The sequence below is a fragment of the Schumannella soli genome (assembly GCF_006517435.1).
GTDB classification, from domain to species: Bacteria; Actinomycetota; Actinomycetes; order Actinomycetales; family Microbacteriaceae; genus Schumannella; species Schumannella soli.
In genome coordinates this window covers 116,882-134,422 of the sequence record NZ_VHQG01000005.1, presented here as the reverse complement: position 1 = coordinate 134,422, position 17,541 = coordinate 116,882, and the positions used below count along the sequence as shown (strand labels likewise).

General features: G+C 72.1%; 14 protein-coding genes. 5 read left to right on the top strand and 9 right to left on the bottom strand.

Going from position 1 to position 17,541, the window contains the following annotated elements; translation table 11 throughout:
• The first annotated feature begins 60 nt into the window (after window positions 1-60).
• From FJ657_RS15660 to FJ657_RS15650, 3 genes are read left to right on the top strand one after another with little or no spacing between them, the layout of a single operon-like run.
• Complete coding sequence (locus FJ657_RS15660) at window positions 61-885, top strand: hypothetical protein (protein ID WP_141164661.1); 825 nt, start codon at window positions 61-63, stop codon at window positions 883-885.
• A complete protein-coding gene (locus tag FJ657_RS15655; RefSeq protein WP_141164660.1) occupies window positions 882-3,284 on the top strand; it encodes an SDR family oxidoreductase in 2,403 nt (800 codons plus the stop codon). Before FJ657_RS15660 ends, FJ657_RS15655 begins: the two co-directional genes overlap by 4 nt.
• A 16-nt stretch (window positions 3,285-3,300) precedes the next feature.
• A complete protein-coding gene (locus tag FJ657_RS15650; protein ID WP_141164659.1) occupies window positions 3,301-4,137 on the top strand; it encodes a ferritin family protein in 837 nt (278 codons plus the stop codon).
• Window positions 4,138-4,228: 91 nt separating this feature from the next.
• On the opposite strand, the gene FJ657_RS15645 is transcribed toward FJ657_RS15650, so the two are convergent.
• Complete coding sequence (locus FJ657_RS15645) at window positions 4,229-4,681, bottom strand: hypothetical protein (RefSeq protein WP_141164658.1); 453 nt, start codon at window positions 4,679-4,681, stop codon at window positions 4,229-4,231.
• 429 nt (window positions 4,682-5,110) lie between these two features.
• Between FJ657_RS15645 and FJ657_RS15640 the strand changes: the two genes are divergently transcribed.
• Window positions 5,111-5,839 (top strand): glutamine amidotransferase, encoded by a 729-nt coding sequence (locus FJ657_RS15640; RefSeq protein WP_141164657.1) that lies wholly within the window; start codon window positions 5,111-5,113, stop codon window positions 5,837-5,839.
• 97 nt (window positions 5,840-5,936) lie between these two features.
• Here the strand turns inward: FJ657_RS15640 and msuE are convergent, their stop codons facing one another.
• The 7 genes from msuE to FJ657_RS15605 all read right to left on the bottom strand — a co-directional run bounded on the left by msuE (window position 5,937) and on the right by FJ657_RS15605 (window position 14,346).
• Window positions 5,937-6,521, bottom strand: a complete 585-nt coding sequence (gene msuE / locus FJ657_RS15635; RefSeq protein ID WP_141164656.1) for an FMN reductase — start codon at window positions 6,519-6,521, stop codon at window positions 5,937-5,939.
• A 46-nt stretch (window positions 6,522-6,567) separates the two neighbouring features.
• Entirely contained in the window at window positions 6,568-8,019 is a 1,452-nt protein-coding gene (locus FJ657_RS15630; protein ID WP_141164655.1) for an LLM class flavin-dependent oxidoreductase, read from the bottom strand.
• Between the two features lie 136 nt (window positions 8,020-8,155).
• Window positions 8,156-10,189 (bottom strand): acetate--CoA ligase, encoded by a 2,034-nt coding sequence (acs, locus tag FJ657_RS15625; RefSeq protein WP_141164654.1) that lies wholly within the window; start codon window positions 10,187-10,189, stop codon window positions 8,156-8,158.
• Window positions 10,190-10,261: 72 nt separating this feature from the next.
• Window positions 10,262-10,546 (bottom strand): hypothetical protein, encoded by a 285-nt coding sequence (locus tag FJ657_RS15620; RefSeq protein ID WP_141164653.1) that lies wholly within the window; start codon window positions 10,544-10,546, stop codon window positions 10,262-10,264.
• A gap of 4 nt (window positions 10,547-10,550) precedes the next feature.
• Complete coding sequence (locus FJ657_RS15615; RefSeq protein WP_141164652.1) at window positions 10,551-12,488, bottom strand: M3 family metallopeptidase; 1,938 nt, start codon at window positions 12,486-12,488, stop codon at window positions 10,551-10,553.
• 109 nt (window positions 12,489-12,597) lie between these two features.
• Window positions 12,598-13,839 carry a methyltransferase domain-containing protein gene (locus FJ657_RS15610; RefSeq protein ID WP_141164651.1) on the bottom strand — a complete coding sequence of 414 codons (1,242 nt, stop codon included), beginning with the start codon at window positions 13,837-13,839 and terminating at the stop codon, window positions 12,598-12,600.
• Between the two features lie 45 nt (window positions 13,840-13,884).
• Window positions 13,885-14,346 carry a MarR family winged helix-turn-helix transcriptional regulator gene (locus FJ657_RS15605; protein WP_141164650.1) on the bottom strand — a complete coding sequence of 154 codons (462 nt, stop codon included), beginning with the start codon at window positions 14,344-14,346 and terminating at the stop codon, window positions 13,885-13,887.
• 61 nt (window positions 14,347-14,407) lie between these two features.
• On the opposite strand from FJ657_RS15605, the gene FJ657_RS15600 reads away from it, so the two are divergent.
• On the top strand, window positions 14,408-15,643 hold the full coding sequence (locus FJ657_RS15600) for an FAD-dependent monooxygenase (RefSeq protein WP_141164649.1): 1,236 nt from the start codon (window positions 14,408-14,410) through the stop codon (window positions 15,641-15,643).
• Between the two features lie 21 nt (window positions 15,644-15,664).
• Here the strand turns inward: FJ657_RS15600 and FJ657_RS15595 are convergent, their stop codons facing one another.
• Window positions 15,665-17,479, bottom strand: coding sequence for a YhgE/Pip family protein (locus FJ657_RS15595; protein ID WP_141164648.1), 1,815 nt, complete (start codon window positions 17,477-17,479; stop codon window positions 15,665-15,667).
• Window positions 17,480-17,541: the final 62 nt, after the last annotated feature.

Below are 17,541 nucleotides of genomic sequence, written 5' to 3'. Positions count from 1 at the left end.
CGATACGGGTCGGGCCAATTGCGTGAGTACGCGCCTGCGCGCGGGAAAGCGGACGGATTCATGACCACCAACGACGAGGCGACGACCGTCGCCCCCGCGACGACGGTGTTCGACGTCAGCGAGTTCGCTCGCACCGCCAAGGGGTATCACCGCGACGAGATCGACCTCAGCGAGTTCGAGAAGCACGGGCTCGAGCCCGACGCCGCCCGCCTGGTGCGGGTGCTGCGCGACCTCGAGCGCTCGACGATGGCCCGCATGCGCAACCTGCTCGTCACCGCGACGCACAAGGACGCGCGCGTGACCGCCTTCCTCAGCACCTGGGCCTACGAGAAGTTCTGGCTCGCCGACGCCCTCGACGCCGTGCTCGAGGCCAGCCGCGCCGAAGAGGACCTCCCCGCCGACGAGGGCCACCACCGTCTCACCGCGAGCGAGCGCCGCGACCGCCGCGGCACCATCCGCCGGGCGATCTCGGCGAACTTCGCCGGACCGCAGATCGTCGCCGCCCACGTCACCGCCGGCCTCGCCGACGAGTGGATCACGCAGGCCGCCTACCGCCGTCTCTCGTCGATCGCCGGCACCCTGTCGACGGTCGTCGACACGGCGCTGCAGGTGAAGGACCGCCACCTCCGCTTCTTCCAGGAGGAGGCGGAGCGCCGCCTCGCCGCGTCGCCGAAGGCCCGGCGGCTGTCGCGCACCGAGCTGCTCGGAACGGCGTGGCCCATCGGCGCCGTCGAGCGGCCCGCCGAAGAGCGCAGCTTCTTCGAGCGCATCGTCTTCGGGGGCGCGGAGGGCCGCGAGGAGGCCCGCGGCATCGGCGCCCTCATCTCCGCACTGCCCGGCATGACCGGTGTCGGCAACTCCATCGAAGCAAAGTTGGTTCCGTGACCCCGAAACGCGCCAAGACCGATCTCGGCTCCGCGCACGTCTTCCTCACCGGCGCGACCGGTTTCGTAGGACAGGCTGTGCTCGAGCGGCTGCTGTCGCAGCATCCCGACACCCGGGTCTCGGTCCTGATCCGCGGCAAGGGCTCGCAGAGCGCCGAGCACCGCGTGCGCCAGCTGCTGAAGAAGCCCGTCTTCTCGAAGTGGCGTGAGGCCGTCGGCGAGGAGGCCGCGGCCGAGGCCTTCGCCGCTCGCATCACGGTGGTCGACGGCGGGCTCACCTCGATCCCGCAGCTGCCCTCGGATCTGGATGTCGTCATCCACTCGGCCGCGTCGGTCTCGTTCGACCCGCCGATCCAGCGCGCCTTCGAAGACAACGTCGGCGGCGCCATCGGCCTCTACGAGGCCGTGCTCGCGAGCGGCAGTGACCCGCACGTCGTGCACGTCTCCACCTGCTACGTCGGCGGTCTGCGCAAGGGCATCGCCCCCGAGGCCAGCCTCGTTCACGACGTCGACTGGCGCGCCGAGTTCGAGGCCGCACGGCAGACCGCGAAGGAGGTCGAGCTCGCCTCGCGCCGGCCCGAGGTGCTGCAGAAGTTCATCGCCGCCGCGCGCGCCAAACACGGCAAGCAGGGACCGCAGGCCGTCGCCGCCGCCGCCGAGGCCTCCCGCGTCGAGTGGGTCAACGACGAGCTCGTCTCCGCGGGCCGGATGCGCGCCCAGAGCCTCGGCTGGACCGACGTCTACACGCTCACCAAGGCCTTCGCCGAGCGCGCCGCCGAGACCATGTGGGGCCAGGCCGGCCACACCCTCTCGATCGTGCGCCCCACGATCATCGAGAGCGCCTTCCAGCACCCCTTCCCGGGCTGGATCGACGGCTTCAAGGTCGCCGACCCGCTGATCCTCGCCTACGGCCGCGGCCAGCTGCCCGAGTTCCCGGGTCTGCCCGACAGCATCCTCGACCTCATCCCGGTCGACTTCGTGGTCAACGCGATCATCGCCGCCGCCGCGAACCCCGCACCGAAGAGCGAGCCGGAGTACTTCCACGTCGCCTCGGGCGCCTCGAACCCCATCCCGTTCCACCGCATGTTCGAGAACGTGCGGCACTACTACACCGAGCACCCGATGCCGAAGGGCGACGGGCACGTCACGGTGCCGAACTGGAAGTTCCCGGGCGAGCGCAAGGTCGCCCGCGACCTCGCCCTCGCCAAGCGCTGGACGGGCCTGCAGGAGCTCGCGATCTCGCGCATCCCCTCGACCGACCGCACCCGCGAGTGGCAGGCCGAGCTGGCCAAGACCAAGGCCGGCATCGAGACACTGCAGAACTTCACCGACCTGTACCGCGCCTACGTGCAGTCGGAGATCATCTTCGACGACCGCAACACGCGCGCCCTCAACGCCGCCCTGCCGGCGAAGCTGCGCGACGACCGCGGCTTCGACGTCGAGCGGATCGACTGGGACGACTACCTGCAGAACGTGCACTTCCCGGCGATCACCGAGATGACGAACGCCTACCGCCGGCGCAAGCAGGCGGCCACGCGCATCGCGAACCGCCCGCAGACGCCCAAGGCCCTGCCCGAGCGCAGCGACGTCGTCGCCGTGTTCGACCTCGAGGGAACCGTCGTCGACTCGAACATCGTCGAGCAGTACCTCTGGGTGCGCTCCTCCGGTTTCCGCAAGGCCGCCTGGCCCGGCGAGGTCGCCCGCCTGCTCGGATCGGTGCCCGGCTACCTGCGCGCCGAGCGCCGCGACCGCGGCGAGTTCATCCGCGCCTTCCTGCGCCGCTACTCGGGCATGCCCGTCGAGCGCCTCGAGAAGATCGTGCGCCGCGGCTACGCCGACACCATGCGCCGCCACACCAGCGCCGACGCGATCGCCCGCATCAAGGAGCACCGCGCCGCCGGGCACCGCACCATCCTCGTCACCGGCTCGATCGGCCTGCTCGCGGCCCCGCTCGAGCACCTCTTCGACGAGGTCGTCGGCTCGACCATGCACGAGCGCAACGGCGTGCTCACCGGCTATCTGGCGAAGCCTCCGCTGGTGGATGAGGCGCGCGGCGCCTGGCTGCGTCGCTACGCCGACGAGCACGGCATCAACCTCAGCCAGTCGTACGGCTACGGCGACAACCACTCCGACCTCGGATGGCTCGGGCTCGTCGGCAACGTCACCGCCGTGAACCCCGACGCCGAACTCTCCCGCGAGGCGCTCCGAAGAGCATGGAGGATCGTCAAGTGGAAGTCGGGCGGTTCTGAGGCCAGTCGTGATGTGATGGCTTCGGCGTCGACCGCTTCCGCTGCGACGCCCGCCGCGGCTGCTGCCGCATCCGCTTCACCGGCCGCTCCCGCTGCCGCCGCTTCGCCCACAGACTCGCCCGCCGAGGAAGGAGAGCGCACCCCCGAGTAGGGTGCGCGCACCGCGCATGGCTTTCGACATCGTCAAGTACACCCGCGCCAGCGACGCCGTCGGCTGGGCCGACCTCGACTTCGACGAGTTCGAGCGCAATCCCCTCCCCGAGCACACGCTGCGCAGCCTGCGCTACATGTGCGACGTCGAGTACCACACGGTCTGCTACCTGCGCGACATGCTCACCACGCCGTCGCACAAGGAGCCCGAGATCGCGGCGTTCATGACGATGTGGAACCGCGAGGAGTTCTGGCACGGCGAGGCCCTCGCCGCGGTGCTCGAGCGCCACGGCATCCACGTCGACTACAGCGCCCTCAAGGCCAAGCGCCTCAAGCTCGGATTCAAGGACCGCCTCGACCCGATCAAGCAGTCGTTCGGCTCGAACCTCATCGGCCTCGACTTCGCCGCCGTGCACATGGCGTGGGGCGCCGCCAACGAGTGGTCGGCCAACGCCGCCTACCACCGCCTCGCCGCGCTCGAGGGCTCGGAGCACCCGGTGCTCGCCGAGCTGCTGAAGCGGATCGCGCAGCAGGAGACCAAGCACGTCGCCTTCTACGCCACCCAGGCCCGCGAGCGCCTCGCGAAGAGCAAGAAGGCCCGCGTGATCGCCCGCTTCGCGCTGCGCAAGTTCTGGGGTCCGGTCGGCTCGACCATCGCCGAGCCCGACGAGGTCAAGCACGTCATGGGACACCTGTTCCAGGGATCCGAGGGCCGCAAGCTCGTGCGCGGCATCGACACCCACATCGCCCGCCTGCCCGGACTCGACGGCCTCACGATCGTCGAGAACTCGCTCGAGGCGCGCGGCATCACCGCCGAGGACCTCGAGCCGACGCCGGAGCCGGCCGCCGCCTGAGGCGCGCACCGCGCTGCGCTGCGCTCGCATCGACGAGAAGAGCCCCGGACCTCACGGTCGCGGGGCTCTTCTCGTTCGGCCCGGGCGCGCGTCAGGCGCGGAGCATGTTGGTCGCCGTGGTCATGAGACCGGTGGCGTAGGTGCGGATGCCGTCCTCGGGCGAGGTGAGCGACGCCGCGATGAAGGTGATCACCAGCTGCTGGTGGGTGAGCAGGTTCGGCATGCGCCGGGCGACGGCCTCGGGGCCGTGGCGGTCGACGGTGCGCTTCATCGCCCAGAGCGAGTGGAAGGCGAGGTAGAGCGCGAGCAGCTCGACCGGCGCCTCGGCGGCGAGCTCGGTGTCGACGAGCTTCGCTCCGCCGTCGGAACCGCGGGCGACGAGCGTGAAACGGCTGTCGTTCTCGACGACGGTGACCGGCTCGGCGTAGGGGCTGCGCACGAGCACGCCATCGGCCTGGGCCCCCTGCACGACCTCGACGGTGTGCCCGATGCCGAGCTGCGCCAGACGTGCGGTGAGCTCCGAGGCGACGGCCCGAGCATCCATGCCGCGAGAGTACCGCGTGTTTCCCTCGACTTCACGGCCCTCATCGGCGGCGGAGCGGCCGGCCGGTGCGCCGGGGTACCACCACGACGGACCGTCGGGGCGGGCGGCCGCGTCGCGGCTCAGGGAGATCGAATCGTCAGCCATGCTCTTCTTCGTGGGAGGCGGCGGGTGCTGCGCGGATGACGCAGGCCTCGTGATATTACCGGACGGCAGAACGCTCGGTCGAGGGGTGCAGGCCCTGAGAACGGCACCGTTATCGCACTGTTTCCGGGGCGTCCCTCGCTCGGGGGCCACCGCGGCGATGCGAGCGCGACGGCCACGAGATCACCGGCGGAGCGGCCCTCGACCACGCGCCGCGCAGAACACGCTGTGTTGCGTCGCGCGACGCTCCGAGGCGCCCCGCGACGCCCCGCGTCCTAGGCTCGGCGCATGTCCTCCGTGCTCGTCATCACCTCGCGCGACGACGAGACCGCGCTCGCGGCGGAGGTGCGGGCGATCTCGAGCTTCGGCGGGGTGCCGACCGAGCGCATCCACCACCACCGCGCCGACCTGGCCAGTCTCGACGCGCTCGACGCCGCCGACTTCGCCGCGGTCGTCGTGACCGGCAGCCCGTTCACGGTCACCGACCCGGAGCACGAGAAGAGCGCGACCCAGAAGCGCGTCGAGGCCGAGCTGCAGCGGATGCTCGACCGGGTGCTCGAGCGCGACATCCCCTTCTTCGGCGCCTGCTACGGCGTCGGCACGCTCGGTCGGCACGAGGGCGCCGTGATCGACCGGCAGTACGGCGAGGACGTGGCCGCGATCCCCATCCGCCTCACCGAGGCCGGCCGCGCCGACCCGGTGTTCGGCGCGATGCCCGAGGTGTTCCACTCCTACGTCGGGCACAAGGAGGCGATCAGCGCGCTGCCGTCGCACGCGGTGCTGCTCGCGACGGGAGAGAACGCGCCCGTGCAGGCGTTCCGCGTGGGCGAGAACCAGTACGCGACGCAGTTCCACCCCGAGCTGGCCTTCGACGACCTCGCCTACCGGGTGCGCATCTACCGCGAGAACGGCTACTTCGAACCCGACGAGCTGGATGCGGTGCTCGAGCGCGCCGGGCGCGAGGACGTCAGCGCCTCGCACGACCTGCTGCGCGTGTTCCTCTCGCGCTACCTCTGACCGCGGGGGACGCCCTCATCGCCGCACGATCTCGCTCGCGCCGCACGATCTCGCGCGGCGAGACCAGGATCGCCGCGCGATCCTGCAGGAGCCCGGGTCAGAAGGCGTCGGCGCGGGAGGCGCCGGCCAGCGCGTCACGGTCGGCGGCGCCCGCGCGGATGAACGGCAGCGCGCGGCGGATCGACAGATCGATGCGGGCGCGCAGGTCGTCGCTCATGACCCGGTAGTTCTCGAAGTCGGCCTCGCTGGCGAAGATGCCGAGCGGCAGCGTGTGCGCCTGGAAGAAGCCGAACAGCGGCCGCATCTGGTGCTCGACGAGCAGCGCGTGCCGGTCGCTTCCGCCCGTCGCGGTCAGCAGCACGGGCTTGTCGACGAGCGCGTACTGGCCGATGTGGTCGAAGAACAGCTTGAACAGGCCCGTGTAGCTGGCCCGGTAGGCGGGCGAGCCGACGACGAGCACGTCGGCCTGCTCGACCGCATCCAGCGCCTCCTGCACGACGGGGTCGAGCTGGTCGCGCCACACCGCCTGGCCGAGCCCGCCGAGCAGCGGAGCGAGCTCGATGAGCCGGGCCTCGCCGTCGACCTGCTCGGCGACGTTGCGCGCCACGTCGTCGACGAGCGCCGTCGTGCGCGACGGCGCCGTCGGGCTTCCGCTCACGGCGACGATCTTCAGACCTGACATGGTGCGCTCCTGGTGGTCGGGTGCGGCCGGGCCGCGAGGATGAGGATCAGACCTGCGCGGCGACCGGCTCGGCAGCCGCATCCACGTCGTCGGAGGTCTCGGCGTCGCCGGCGCGGTAGCGGAACGAAGCGCCCTTGTGCTCCTCGGGCAGGCGGTCGCCACGCCCGTGCAGCTTCTGGCGCAGGGTGCCCGGCTGGTACTCGGTCGGGTACACGCCGCGCTCGCGCAGGATCGGGATGACGAACTCGACGATGTCCTCGAAGGTGCCGGGGGTGATCGCGTAGGCGAGGTTGAAGCCGTCGACGTCGGTCTCGTCGACCCACGACTGCAGCTCGTCGGCGATCTGCTCGCCCGAGCCGACGATGAACGGCCCGAGTCCGCCGATCGCGCCCTGGCGGGCGAGGTCGCCGACGGTCCACTCGCGGCCGAGATCCTTCTCCTGCTGCAGGTTCGTCAGCACCGACTGGATCGCGTTCGACTTCACGTTGCCGACCGGCTCGTCGAGCTCGTACTGCGACAGGTCGACGCCCATCCACCCGGACATGAACGTCAGGGCGCCCTCGGCGCTCGTGTACTGCAGGTAGTCCTCGAGCTTGGCCTGGGCCTTCTCGGGGGTCGCGTCGGTGATGACGGTCAGCAGCGTGTAGATCTTCGCCGAGTAGCGGTCGCGGCCGGCGGCCTCGAGCGCGTCGCGGATCTTGCTGACCGTCGAGCGCAGCACCTCCTTGGAGGGCGCGGCGACGAAGATCGCCTCGGCGTTGCCGGCGGCGAAGCCGATGCCGCGCGACGAGGCGCCGGCCTGGTAGATCACCGGGGTGCGCTGCGGCGAGGGCTCGGAGATGTGGATGCCGGGCACCGTGAAGTGCTTGCCCTGGTGCCCGATCTCGTGCACCTTCGCCGGGTCGGTGAAGATGCCGCGCTCGCGGTCCTTGACGACGGCGTCGTCTTGCCACGACCCCTCCCACAGCTTGTAGAGCACCTCGAGGTACTCGTCGGCGTGGTCGTAGCGGTCGTCGTGCTCGAGCTGGTCGTCGTGCCCCATGTTGCGGGCGGCGCTCGGCAGGTAGCCGGTGACGACGTTCCAGCCGACGCGGCCCTTCGTGAGGTGGTCGAGCGTCGTCAGGCGACGGGCGAAGGGATAGGGATGCTCGTAGGCCGTGCCGGCGGTGACGCCGAAGCCGAGGTGCTCGGTGACGAGCGCCATCGCGCTCACCAGCAGCAGCGGGTCGTTGACGGGCACCTGGGCGCCGTTGCGGATCGCGGCCTCGTTGCTCGATCCGTAGACGTCGTAGGTGCCGAGCACATCCGCGATGAAGATGCCGTCGAAGGTGCCCTTCTCGAGCAGCTTCGCCAGCTCGGTCCAGTACTCGAGGGTGTTGTAGGTGTCGGAGCGGTCGTCGGGGTGACGCCACAGGCCCGACGACTGGTGCGCGACGCAGTTCATGTCGAAGGCGTTGAAGCGGATCTGACGCGCACCGGTGGTGTCGGGAGAGGTCATGCGGCAATCGTGCGCGTCGACGCCCCGCCCGTCGAATCGGGTCGACACACGACGCAACAGAGCGACTGGTGGCGGGTAGCCGTGTGCGGGCGCGGCGCCCGGCGGACGGCGCAGGGCGGCGCGGAGGGCGTCGCGCTCAGCGGCTTGCGGCGACGACCTCCTGGATGCGCGCGGGCGCGGTCTCATCCTGCAGCGAGGTCGTGTCGCCGAGCGGGCGGGCGTCGGCGATGTCGACGAGCAGTCGGCGCATGATCTTGCCGCTGCGGGTCTTCGGCAGGTCGGGCACGAGGAAGAGGTGCTTCGGAGTGGCGACCGGGCCGATCGCGCGGCGCACGTGGGCACGCAGCTCGGTGGGGTCGGCATCCCCGTTGGCGATCACGAACGCGGCGATGGCCTCGCCGGTGAGCTCGTCGGCGACGCCGACCACGGCGGCCTCGCCGACCCGCGGATGCGCGACGAGCGCCGACTCGATCTCGATCGTCGAGAGGCGGTGGCCCGAGACGTTGATGACGTCGTCGACGCGGCCGAGCACCCACACATCCCCGTCGGCGTCGTACTTCGCGCCGTCGCCGGAGAGGAAGAAGCCCTGCGCGGCGAAGCGCGCCCAGTAGGAGTCGCGGTAGCGCTCCGGATTCCCCCAGACCGTGCGCGACATCCCGGGCCAGGTGCCCTCGACCACGAGGAGGCCGCCGGATCCGCGCGGCACCTCGGCGCCGCTCGCATCCACAATCCTCGTGGCGAAACCGGGCAGCGCGCGCAGCGACGAGCCGGGCTTGAGCACGTCGACGCCGGGCAGCGGCGCCTGGATCGCGGCGCCCGTCTCCGACTGCCACCAGGTGTCGACGATGGGCGCGTGAGAGCCGCCGAACTGCTCGCGGAACCACACCCACGCCTCGGGATTGATCGCCTCGCCGACCGAGCCGAGCAGGCGGATGCTGCTGAGGTCGCGCGACGCCGGCAGCCCATCCGGGAACCAGGTCATGAAGGTGCGGATGAGCGTCGGCGCCGTGTAGTAGGTCGTGACGCCGTAGCGCTCGATGATCTCGAGGTGCCGCTCGCGATCGGGGGTGTCGGGCGTGCCCTCGTAGATGACGCTCGTGACGCCGTTCGTGAGCGGGCCGTAGAGCACGTAGCTGTGCGCGGTGACCCAGGCCAGGTCGGCGGTGCACCAGTAGACGTCGGTCTCGGGCTTCGCGTCGAAGACCGACCAGAACGTCCAGCTCGCGTGGGTGAGGTAGCCGCCGCTGGTGTGCACGAGGCCCTTCGGCTTCCCGGTCGTGCCGCTCGTGTAGATGATGAACAGCGGCGTCTCGGCGTCGAAGAACTCGGGCTCGTGGATGTCGGGGGCGACGTCGACGGTGTCGTGCCACCAGACGTCGCGGCCCTGAGCCCACGGGATGTCCGGGGTCTGGTCGCCCGTGCGGCGCAGCACGAGCACGTGCTCGACCGAGTCGACGCCCGCGACGGCCTCGTCGACGGCGGCCTTCACCGGAACGGCCTTGCCGCGACGGAACTGCCCGTCGGTCGTGACGACCAGCTTCGCAGCCGTGTCCTCGACGCGGAAGCGCAGCGCATCCGCCGAGAAGCCGCCGAAGACGAGCGAGTGGATGGCGCCGATGCGGGCGATCGCGAGCGTGATGATCACGGTCTCGAGCAGCACCGGCAGGTAGACGACGACGCGGTCGCCCTTATCGATCCCGAGCTCGGTGAGCGCGTTGGCGGCCTTCGCGACCTCGCGCTGCAGCTCGGCGTAGGTGAGGCTGCGGCGATCGCCGGGCTCGCCCTCGAAGTGGAAGGCGACGCGGTCGCCGTGGCCGGCATCCACGTGCCGATCGACCGCGTTGACGGCGACGTTGAGGCGTCCGCCCTCGAACCAGCTCGTGCTCGGGATGCTGTCGCCGTCGGTCGGCTCGTGGCGGTGCGCGGTCGTCCACGGGGTGTGCCAGTCGAGGCGACGCGCGTGCTGCTCCCAGTAGGCGACGGGATCGGCGGCATGGGCGGCGCGCAGAGACGCGGCGTCGGCGGCCGTCACGTTCGCGGCCGCGGCGAACTCGGCCGTCGGGGCGAAGCGGCGCTCCTCGGTCGCGAGGCCGACGATCGTGTCGTCGTGGGCGGCGGCAGCGGGTGCGGCGGGCGGCGCGGGCGTGGTGGCGTCGTCGGGTGCGGGCATCGCTCCGACGCTAACCGCGCGCGGGAGCTCTGCCTGTCGCCGACGCAATCCGACGTAACACCGTCCGCGACGTCAGCGGATCAGCGGGCCCTGCTGCGAACGGCTCGCCACGATGCGGTTCATCCGGCGGAGACGTACGAGGAAATCATCCAGGGCGGCGTCCTCGTCGGCGTGCACCACCGGGTTGTAGTCCTCCCACGCGGCGCGCTCGTCGGTCACGTAGACGCGCCATCCACCGTCGACCGGCACGATCCCGGCTTCGTATGGGCGCGGGGTGCGCGACTCGTACCAGTTGAGGTAGTCGAGGCCCTCGCTCGAGATCGCCGCGGCGGCGCGGGCGCGCCCGTCGTCGCTCATCGCCTCACTCGCCCGCGAGCCAGCGGCCGTAGGCGCGCTCGTCGAAGGGGCGGCCCAGGAAGTCGGCGACGAGGTCGGCGGCATCGCGACGGCCGCCGGGGGCGAGCACGCGATCCCGATACCGGCTCGCCGGCTCCTCGGCGAACAGGTCGCTCGGATCGAAGGCCGAGAAGAGGTCCTTCGCGATCACGAGGCTCCACTGATACGTGTAGTACGCCGAGCTGTAGCCGCCGAGGTGCCCGAACGAGGCGTGCATGTGCGTGCCCTCGACGTAGCCGAACAGGTCGTAGCGCCCCTGCAGCTCGACCAGGCGCTCCGTGATGTCGGCGGGCAGCGCGCGGTGCAGCTCGTACGAGAGCGCCGAGTAGAAGAGCTGGGTGCGCACGTACAGCGCCGTTCCGAACTCGTCGGCCTCGCGCATCCGCCGCACCAGGTCGGCCGGGATCGGCTCGCCGTCGGCATCGAGGGCGAAGCCGCGCAGGATGTCGGCGTCCCATGCCCACTCCTCGAGCATCTGCGACGGCGCCTCGACGAAGTCCCACTCGGTCGCGACCCCGCTGAAACGAGCCCAGCGCTGGTCGCCGCCGAGCACGTGGTGCAGCAGGTGGCCGAACTCGTGGAACAGGGTCGTGACCTGGTCGTGGTCCATCAGTCCGCGAGGGAAGTTGCAGACCAGCACGCCCTCGGGCAGGCGGCGGTCGCGGATGCCGGCCGCGAGGTCGAACTGGGCGGCGTGCTTGTACTTGCCCTCGCGCGGGTGCAGGTCGAGGTGGATGCGGCCGATCCGCTCGCCGTCTTTGAGCACGTCCCAGCTCGCGACGTCCTCGTGCCAGGTCGTGTCGGCGACCGGTGCGTACTCGAGCCCGAAGAGGCGGCCGGTGACGTCGAGCAGGCCCGCGCGCACCCGGGTGAAGTCGAAGTAGCGGCGCACCTCCTGCGCATCCACGCCGAAGCGCTCGCGACGCAGCAGCTCGGAGTAGTAGGTGTTCGAGGCGGCGTCGAGGCCCGTCGCATCCGGCTCGTCCTGGCGGCGTCGTGCGAGGAGCTCGTCGAAGTCGCGCCGGGCGGCGTCGCCCGAGATCTCGGCGAGGCGCTCGATGAAGTCGCCGATCGCCGGGCCGCTGCCGATCATCTTGACCTCGGCGTCGTAGTCGGGCCAGCCGTCGTAGCCGAGCAGGCGCGCCTTCTCGTCGCGCAGGGCCAGCAGCTCGCGCAGCACGGCGTCGTTCTCGGGCCAGGCGCGCGTGAGGTACTGCTGCACGAGCGCGCGGCGAGCGTCGCCGTCACGGGCGTAGGTGCGGAAGGGCACGTAGTCGGGGTAATCGGTCGTGACCTCGACGAGGCCGTCGTCGCCGGCGGGGTGCGCGTCGATCCAGTCGCCCGGGAGCCCGTCGAGCTGCTCGGCCGCGACCCGGATCGAGCGGACGTCGTCGCGGATGCCGCGCGAGAACGTCTGGTCGAGAACCGTCGTGCGCTCGTCGATCTCGGCGAGGCGGGCGAGCGTGGCGACGTCGCGGTCGATGCCCGAGCGGCGGTAGTCGCGCAGGATGCGGTCGTGGAGGCGGGCGGCGGCGCTGTCGGCATCCGCGCTGTCGTCGGCGGCGAGACCCGTCGCGTCCGCGTCGCGCACGGCCGCGAAGACGGCGGCGTCCTGGCCGCGCGCGGTGCGGGCCTTGGCGACGTCCTGCTGCCGTGACTCGGCGCGCTCGCGCACGGCCGCGTCCGGGTGCACCTCGCTGAGCAGGGAGGTGATCGAGTCGGCGTCGCCGAGGGCGGCATCCGAGTCGTTCCAGAGCTCGAGCACGGCGAGCGCGTCCCTCGGCGGGGCGGTGCGCAGAGCGACGAGCGCGGTCGCGGAGGCGGCGAGGTCGGCGTCGACGTGGGCGTCGAGCCATCCGATCCAGTCGTCGGCGGGCAGGGCGAGCGGCTCGGGGAACGTCACGTTCCCGAGCCTAGGCGCGGCCCGTGGGCTCCGCGAGAGCACGTGCTCCGCAGGCGGAATCGGCCCGTGTCGGATGCAGACCGCGCACGCTCGCGGAGACCGGGGACGGTCAGCGCTCGAGACGCACGAGAACCTCGGAGTGCGGGGTCTGCGGGAACATGTCGAGCACCCGCCCCTCGCGCGCCGTGAACGACGGCATCGCGCGCAGGTCGCGGGCGAGCGAGTCGACGTTGCAGCTCGAGTAGACCACCGACCGCACCTCCGGCGTGCGCTCGAGCCAGTCGGCGAGCGGTCCGATCCCGCGCCGCGGCGGGTTCACGATCACGGTCTCGGGCGGGGTCAGCGCGGGGGATGCCGTCGCCCCCGGCGCGGCCGAGCGCGCCGACCCCGGTGCCCAGGTGGTCGCATCCGCGGCCTCGAAGCGCACTCCCGGGATCCCGCTCGCGACCGCGGCAGATCGCGCGGCCGCGATCGCCTCAGCGCTCACCTCGATGCCGACGACGTCGCGCGGCGGGCGGGCGTCCGAGCGCGGGCCTCCTGCGACATCCACGCCGCGGGGGCCGCCGACCGGAGTGTCCGCGGCCGCGCGCCCGGCGCGCGCTGCACTCAGCGCGAAGCCGCCGACGCCGCAGTAGAGGTCCCACACGCTCGACGGGTCGAGGTCGGCGATCCACTCCCCCGCGTGCCCGTACAGGCGCTCGGCGACGTGCGAGTTGGTCTGGAAGAAGCCCTGCGGCCGCAGGTGCAGCTCGAGCGCGCCGAGTCGCATCGGCAGGATCTGCTCGTCGCCGAGCAGGATCTCGGTCTCGCCCTCGATCGCGGCCCGGTGCTCGGGCAGCAGGTTCGCCGACACGACACGCAGCTGGGGCAGCTCGGCGCGGAGGGCGGGCAGGTGCTTGCGGATGCGCGCGAGCGACTCCTGCGAGCGCAGCACGAAGCGCAGCAGCAGCTCGCCGTCGGGCGAGACGGTCACGAGCAGCAGCTTCAGCTCGCCGCGGCGGGCGGGAACGTCGTAGGGCGCGAGTCCAGCGGTTCCGACGAAGTCGGCGAGCGCGGGCATGACGGCGGTCAGCCGGGAGTCGTGGATTCCGCAGCCGCGGAGGTCGACGCCGCGCTGCGCCGCATCCAGGATGCCGAGGGTCGGGTTCGCGACGCTGCCGCCGACGACCATCTTCGCCTTGTTGCGGTAGCCGCTCTCCGGGCTTGCGACCGGGTCGAGCCAGGCGAGGCCGGTGTGCTCGGCGAGCGTCTGCTCCGCGGCGTGTTGCTTGTCGACGAGCTGCTGAGCGTAGGGCACGCCCATGAGGGTGCACGCGCGGCAGACGCCCGCATCGAAGTAGTCGCACCGCACCTCGGAAGAGTACGCGCCCCGGGTGCTCGTCCCGTGCGCAGGGGGTCAGCCGCCCTCCGTGAGGCGCGCGCGGTGCCGATCGGTCAGCGCCGTGATCGCCTCGAGGTGGGTGCGCATGAGTTCGAGCTCGGCGTCGCCGAGCGCATCCATGAGGCCCTGCCCCTCTTCGACGAGCGGCCAGTAGAACGCCGCCGTCTCGCGCTGGCCCTGCTCGGTCATGCGCACGAGCACGCGGCGACGATCGGTCTCGGAGGGGATGCGCTCGACCAGACCGCGGGCAGCGAGGCGGTCGATGAGCGCGGTCGTCGCAGCGGGACGGAGCCCGGTGCCCGAGCTGAGCTGGCCGGCCGTCTTGGGTCCGTCGGCGAGCCAGTCGAGGCAGCGCAGGTCGGCCGGGCCGAGCCCGAGCCGACGGCCGACCTCGTCGTCGAAGGCCTGCACGCTGCGCTGGTAGCGCTGCATGGCCGTGCCGACGGCGAAGACGCGGGCTTGACGATCGTCGGCCATGCGCATACCTTTCGAATGTCGAAATATTCGAATCTCGTACTGACTCGTGAAGGATACCCGCATGAAGGCGCTCATCATCGGCGGCGGCGTCGCCGGCCCCGCCACCGCTCTCGCCCTCGCCCGCGTCGGCATCGACGCCGAGGTGCTCGAGCGCCGCCCGGCCGCCGACGCCGACGAGGGCTCGTATCTGACGCTCGCCCCCAACGGGCTGACCGCCCTCGAGTCGCTCGGCGCGCTCGAGCCGGTCCTCGCGGCCGGGTTCCCCACGCGGGCGAACCGGATGTTCGGCGCCCACGGCCGCCTGCTCGGCGAGCTCAGCCTCGGCATCGCGCGACCCGACGGACGCGTCGGCCTGACCCTCAAGCGCTCACGGCTCGCGACCGTGCTGGCCGAGCAGGCGGCGGCGGCCGGCGCGACGATCAGCTACGGCGCCGTGGTCGAGGAGATGCGCGAGCAGGGGCCTTCGGCGGATGCAACGGGCATCACCGTCCGCCTCGCCGACGGCCGCGAGCTGACCGCCGACCTGGCGATCGGCGCCGATGGCGTGCGCTCGCGCACCCGCAGCTGGATCGACCCGGGCGCGCCGGCGGCCCGCTACGTCGGGCTCACGAACTTCGGCGGCATCACGCACGACCCCGAGCTCGCCGCGAGCCTGCCGGCCGAGTCCTGGCACTTCACCTTCGGATCCGGGGCCTTCGTCGGCGCGCATCCCAGCCCCGACGGTGACGTCGTCTGGTTCGTCAACGTGCCCGAGCCGGAGATCGCGCGAGACGTGCGGGCGAGCACAAGCGAGGCCGAGTGGCGGGCACGGCTCGGCCGTCTCGTCGCCGGCGATGCCGGCCCGGCCGCTCGACTCATCGCGAACGGCCGCCTCGAGCTCGCCGGCGACAGCACCTACGACCTGCCGAGGGTGCCCCGCTGGTCGCGCGGACGCGCCGTGCTGATCGGCGACGCGGCGCACGCACCCTCGCCGAGCGCCGGACAGGGCGCGTCGATGGCACTGGAGGACGCGGTCGTGCTCGTGCGAGCGCTGCGCGACGCGAGGGCGGATACGGACCCGGCGACGCTCTCCGCGGCGTTCGCCGCGTACGCGTCGCAGCGTCGTCGGAGAGTCGAGCGCATCGTGGCGACGGCGGCGCGGTCGAGCAGCACGAAGATCCCCGGACCGGTGGGCCGGCGCATCCAGGAGGTCATGCTCGGCTTCCTGTTCCGCCATGTCGTCACCGAACACGCGAGCGCGTGGATGACCGGCTACGACGTCGGTGCGCTCACCCCGCTCCCCCGCCCGCGCAGCTGACCCGCGCGGGCGGCTTCGGGGCTACACGAGGGCGAGGATCGCGCGGCGGCGACGGGCGCGCACGGCCAGCGGCGTCAGCGCGAGCGACAGCACCGCGAGCGCGACGAGCACCGCGAGTGCTCCTGCGATCGGCGCGGTCGGTCCGCCGGCGATCGCCGACTGCAGCGCCGACACCGCGGCGCTGAACGGCAGGTAGGGGCTGAGCGCCTGGAACGGCTGGCCGAGCACCTGCACGGGCCACAGCCCCGCGGTCGAGGCGAGCTGCACAGCCAGCAGCACGAGCGAGATCACGCCGCCCGCGCGTCCGAAGCGCGCCGACAGCAGCCCGTGCAGCGCCGCGAACGCGACCGCGGTCACGAGCAGCAGCGGCAGGGTCGCGCCGATCCGGTCCCACGGAACCCCGAGCGCCGCGTGCAGCAGCGCCGCGACGGTCGCGCCCTGCACGAGCGCGACGACGAGCGGCTTCGACAGCAGCGCGCCGGCCACGCGGGTGACCGGGGCCGAGCTGGCGAGCAGGCGACGGCCGAGGCTCGGGCCGACGAGCAGCAGCACGAGCGCGCCCATCCAGAGCGCGAGCGGGATGGCCGTGGTCGCGACGATCTGCGAGGCCTCGGTGACCTCGTGGTCGCGCGACACCGTGACCTTGACCGGGTTCGCCGCGATCTCCGCGCTCTTCTTCGCCTGGCGCGTGTCGCTCGCGGGGATCTTCGCGGCGCCGTCGGCGAGCCCGTCGCTGAGCTGCTGCGCGCCGGTCTGCAGCTGTGCGATGCCGCCGGCGATCCCGGTCGCGCCCTCGTTCAGCGAGCCACCGCCGCGGGCGAGCTGCGCCGCCCCGGTCGCGCTCTGGGCGACGCCGGACGACAGCTGGGATGCGCCGCTCGCGAGCTGACCCCCGCCGGCGGCGAGCTGAGCGAGCTGGCCGGTGAGCGCATCCACGGTCGCCCGGGCGGTCGGGTCGAGCGGGTTCGCCTGCAGCTGCGCGTTCGCGGCGGTCAGCGCCTGCGAGAGCTGCGTGACGCCGCCGGTGTACTGACCGACGCCCGACGACAGCCCGGAGGCTCCGGTCTTGAGCTTGCCGAGGCCGGTCGAGAGCTGGCTCACGCCGGTCGTGTACTTCGCGAGCCCGGCGGTGAACTGGTCGGCGCCGCTCTTCGCCGCACCGGCGCCGTCGGCGATCTTCTTCGCGCCGTCGGCCGACTGCTGCAGCCCCGTGCCGAGCGAGCCGACGCTGGAGTACAGGCCCTGGATGTACTGCTCGGTCAGCTGCGTGCCGAGCGCCGACGCGAGCCCGTCGCCGACCTGCCCGGCGATGCCGCCCGAGAGGTAGGAGTGCGCGTCGTCGGTGCGCAGCTTCAGCGGCGCGACCGTCGGGGTGCCGCTCGAGAGCGAGACGACGGCCTTCGAGAAGCCCTTCGGGATGGTGAGCACGGCCTGCACGTCGCCGTCGGCGAGCATCTTCTTCGCGTCGCTGTCGTTCGTGACGGTCCAGCGGATGCCCGCCGTCGCATCCGAGTCGGGGTCGGTCAGCTGCGTGACCAGCAGACGCCCGGCGAGCACCGGGGTCTCGGTGCCGTCGGCGGCGGTCGTGGTGACCATCTCGTCGTCGTTCACGATCGCGGCCGGGATGCGCGCGGAGTCGTTCTTCGCGCTGCTGGTCTTCGCGCCGTCGGTGCCGTCAGAGCCGCCGACGCCGCCGACGCCGAGCGCCGACACGAACAGCGCCGTCAGCGCGACCGGCACGAGCGCCGCGATCACGAGCAGGGCGGCACGGCCGCGTCGACGTCCTCGGGCGGGGTCGCTCTCGAAGGGCGAGGAGTTGAGGTCGGGGCGACTCATCGCACGGCTCCTTCCGGGGCGAGGTCGAGTTCGGGATCGCGGTCGACGCGAGATCGACGATC

Coding starts and splice junctions, on each gene's coding strand:
- FJ657_RS15650 (WP_141164659.1), top strand. CDS start 3,301: ATGGCTTTCGACATCGTCAAGTACACCCGCGCCAGCGACGCCGTCGGC.
- msuE (WP_141164656.1), bottom strand. CDS start 6,521: ATGTCAGGTCTGAAGATCGTCGCCGTGAGCGGAAGCCCGACGGCGCCG.
- FJ657_RS15630 (WP_141164655.1), bottom strand. CDS start 8,019: ATGACCTCTCCCGACACCACCGGTGCGCGTCAGATCCGCTTCAACGCC.
- FJ657_RS15600 (WP_141164649.1), top strand. CDS start 14,408: ATGAAGGCGCTCATCATCGGCGGCGGCGTCGCCGGCCCCGCCACCGCT.
- acs (WP_141164654.1), bottom strand. CDS start 10,189: ATGCCCGCACCCGACGACGCCACCACGCCCGCGCCGCCCGCCGCACCC.
- FJ657_RS15605 (WP_141164650.1), bottom strand. CDS start 14,346: ATGGCCGACGATCGTCAAGCCCGCGTCTTCGCCGTCGGCACGGCCATG.
- FJ657_RS15620 (WP_141164653.1), bottom strand. CDS start 10,546: ATGAGCGACGACGGGCGCGCCCGCGCCGCCGCGGCGATCTCGAGCGAG.
- FJ657_RS15640 (WP_141164657.1), top strand. CDS start 5,111: ATGTCCTCCGTGCTCGTCATCACCTCGCGCGACGACGAGACCGCGCTC.
- FJ657_RS15645 (WP_141164658.1), bottom strand. CDS start 4,681: ATGGATGCTCGGGCCGTCGCCTCGGAGCTCACCGCACGTCTGGCGCAG.
- FJ657_RS15595 (WP_141164648.1), bottom strand. CDS start 17,479: ATGAGTCGCCCCGACCTCAACTCCTCGCCCTTCGAGAGCGACCCCGCC.
- FJ657_RS15660 (WP_141164661.1), top strand. CDS start 61: ATGACCACCAACGACGAGGCGACGACCGTCGCCCCCGCGACGACGGTG.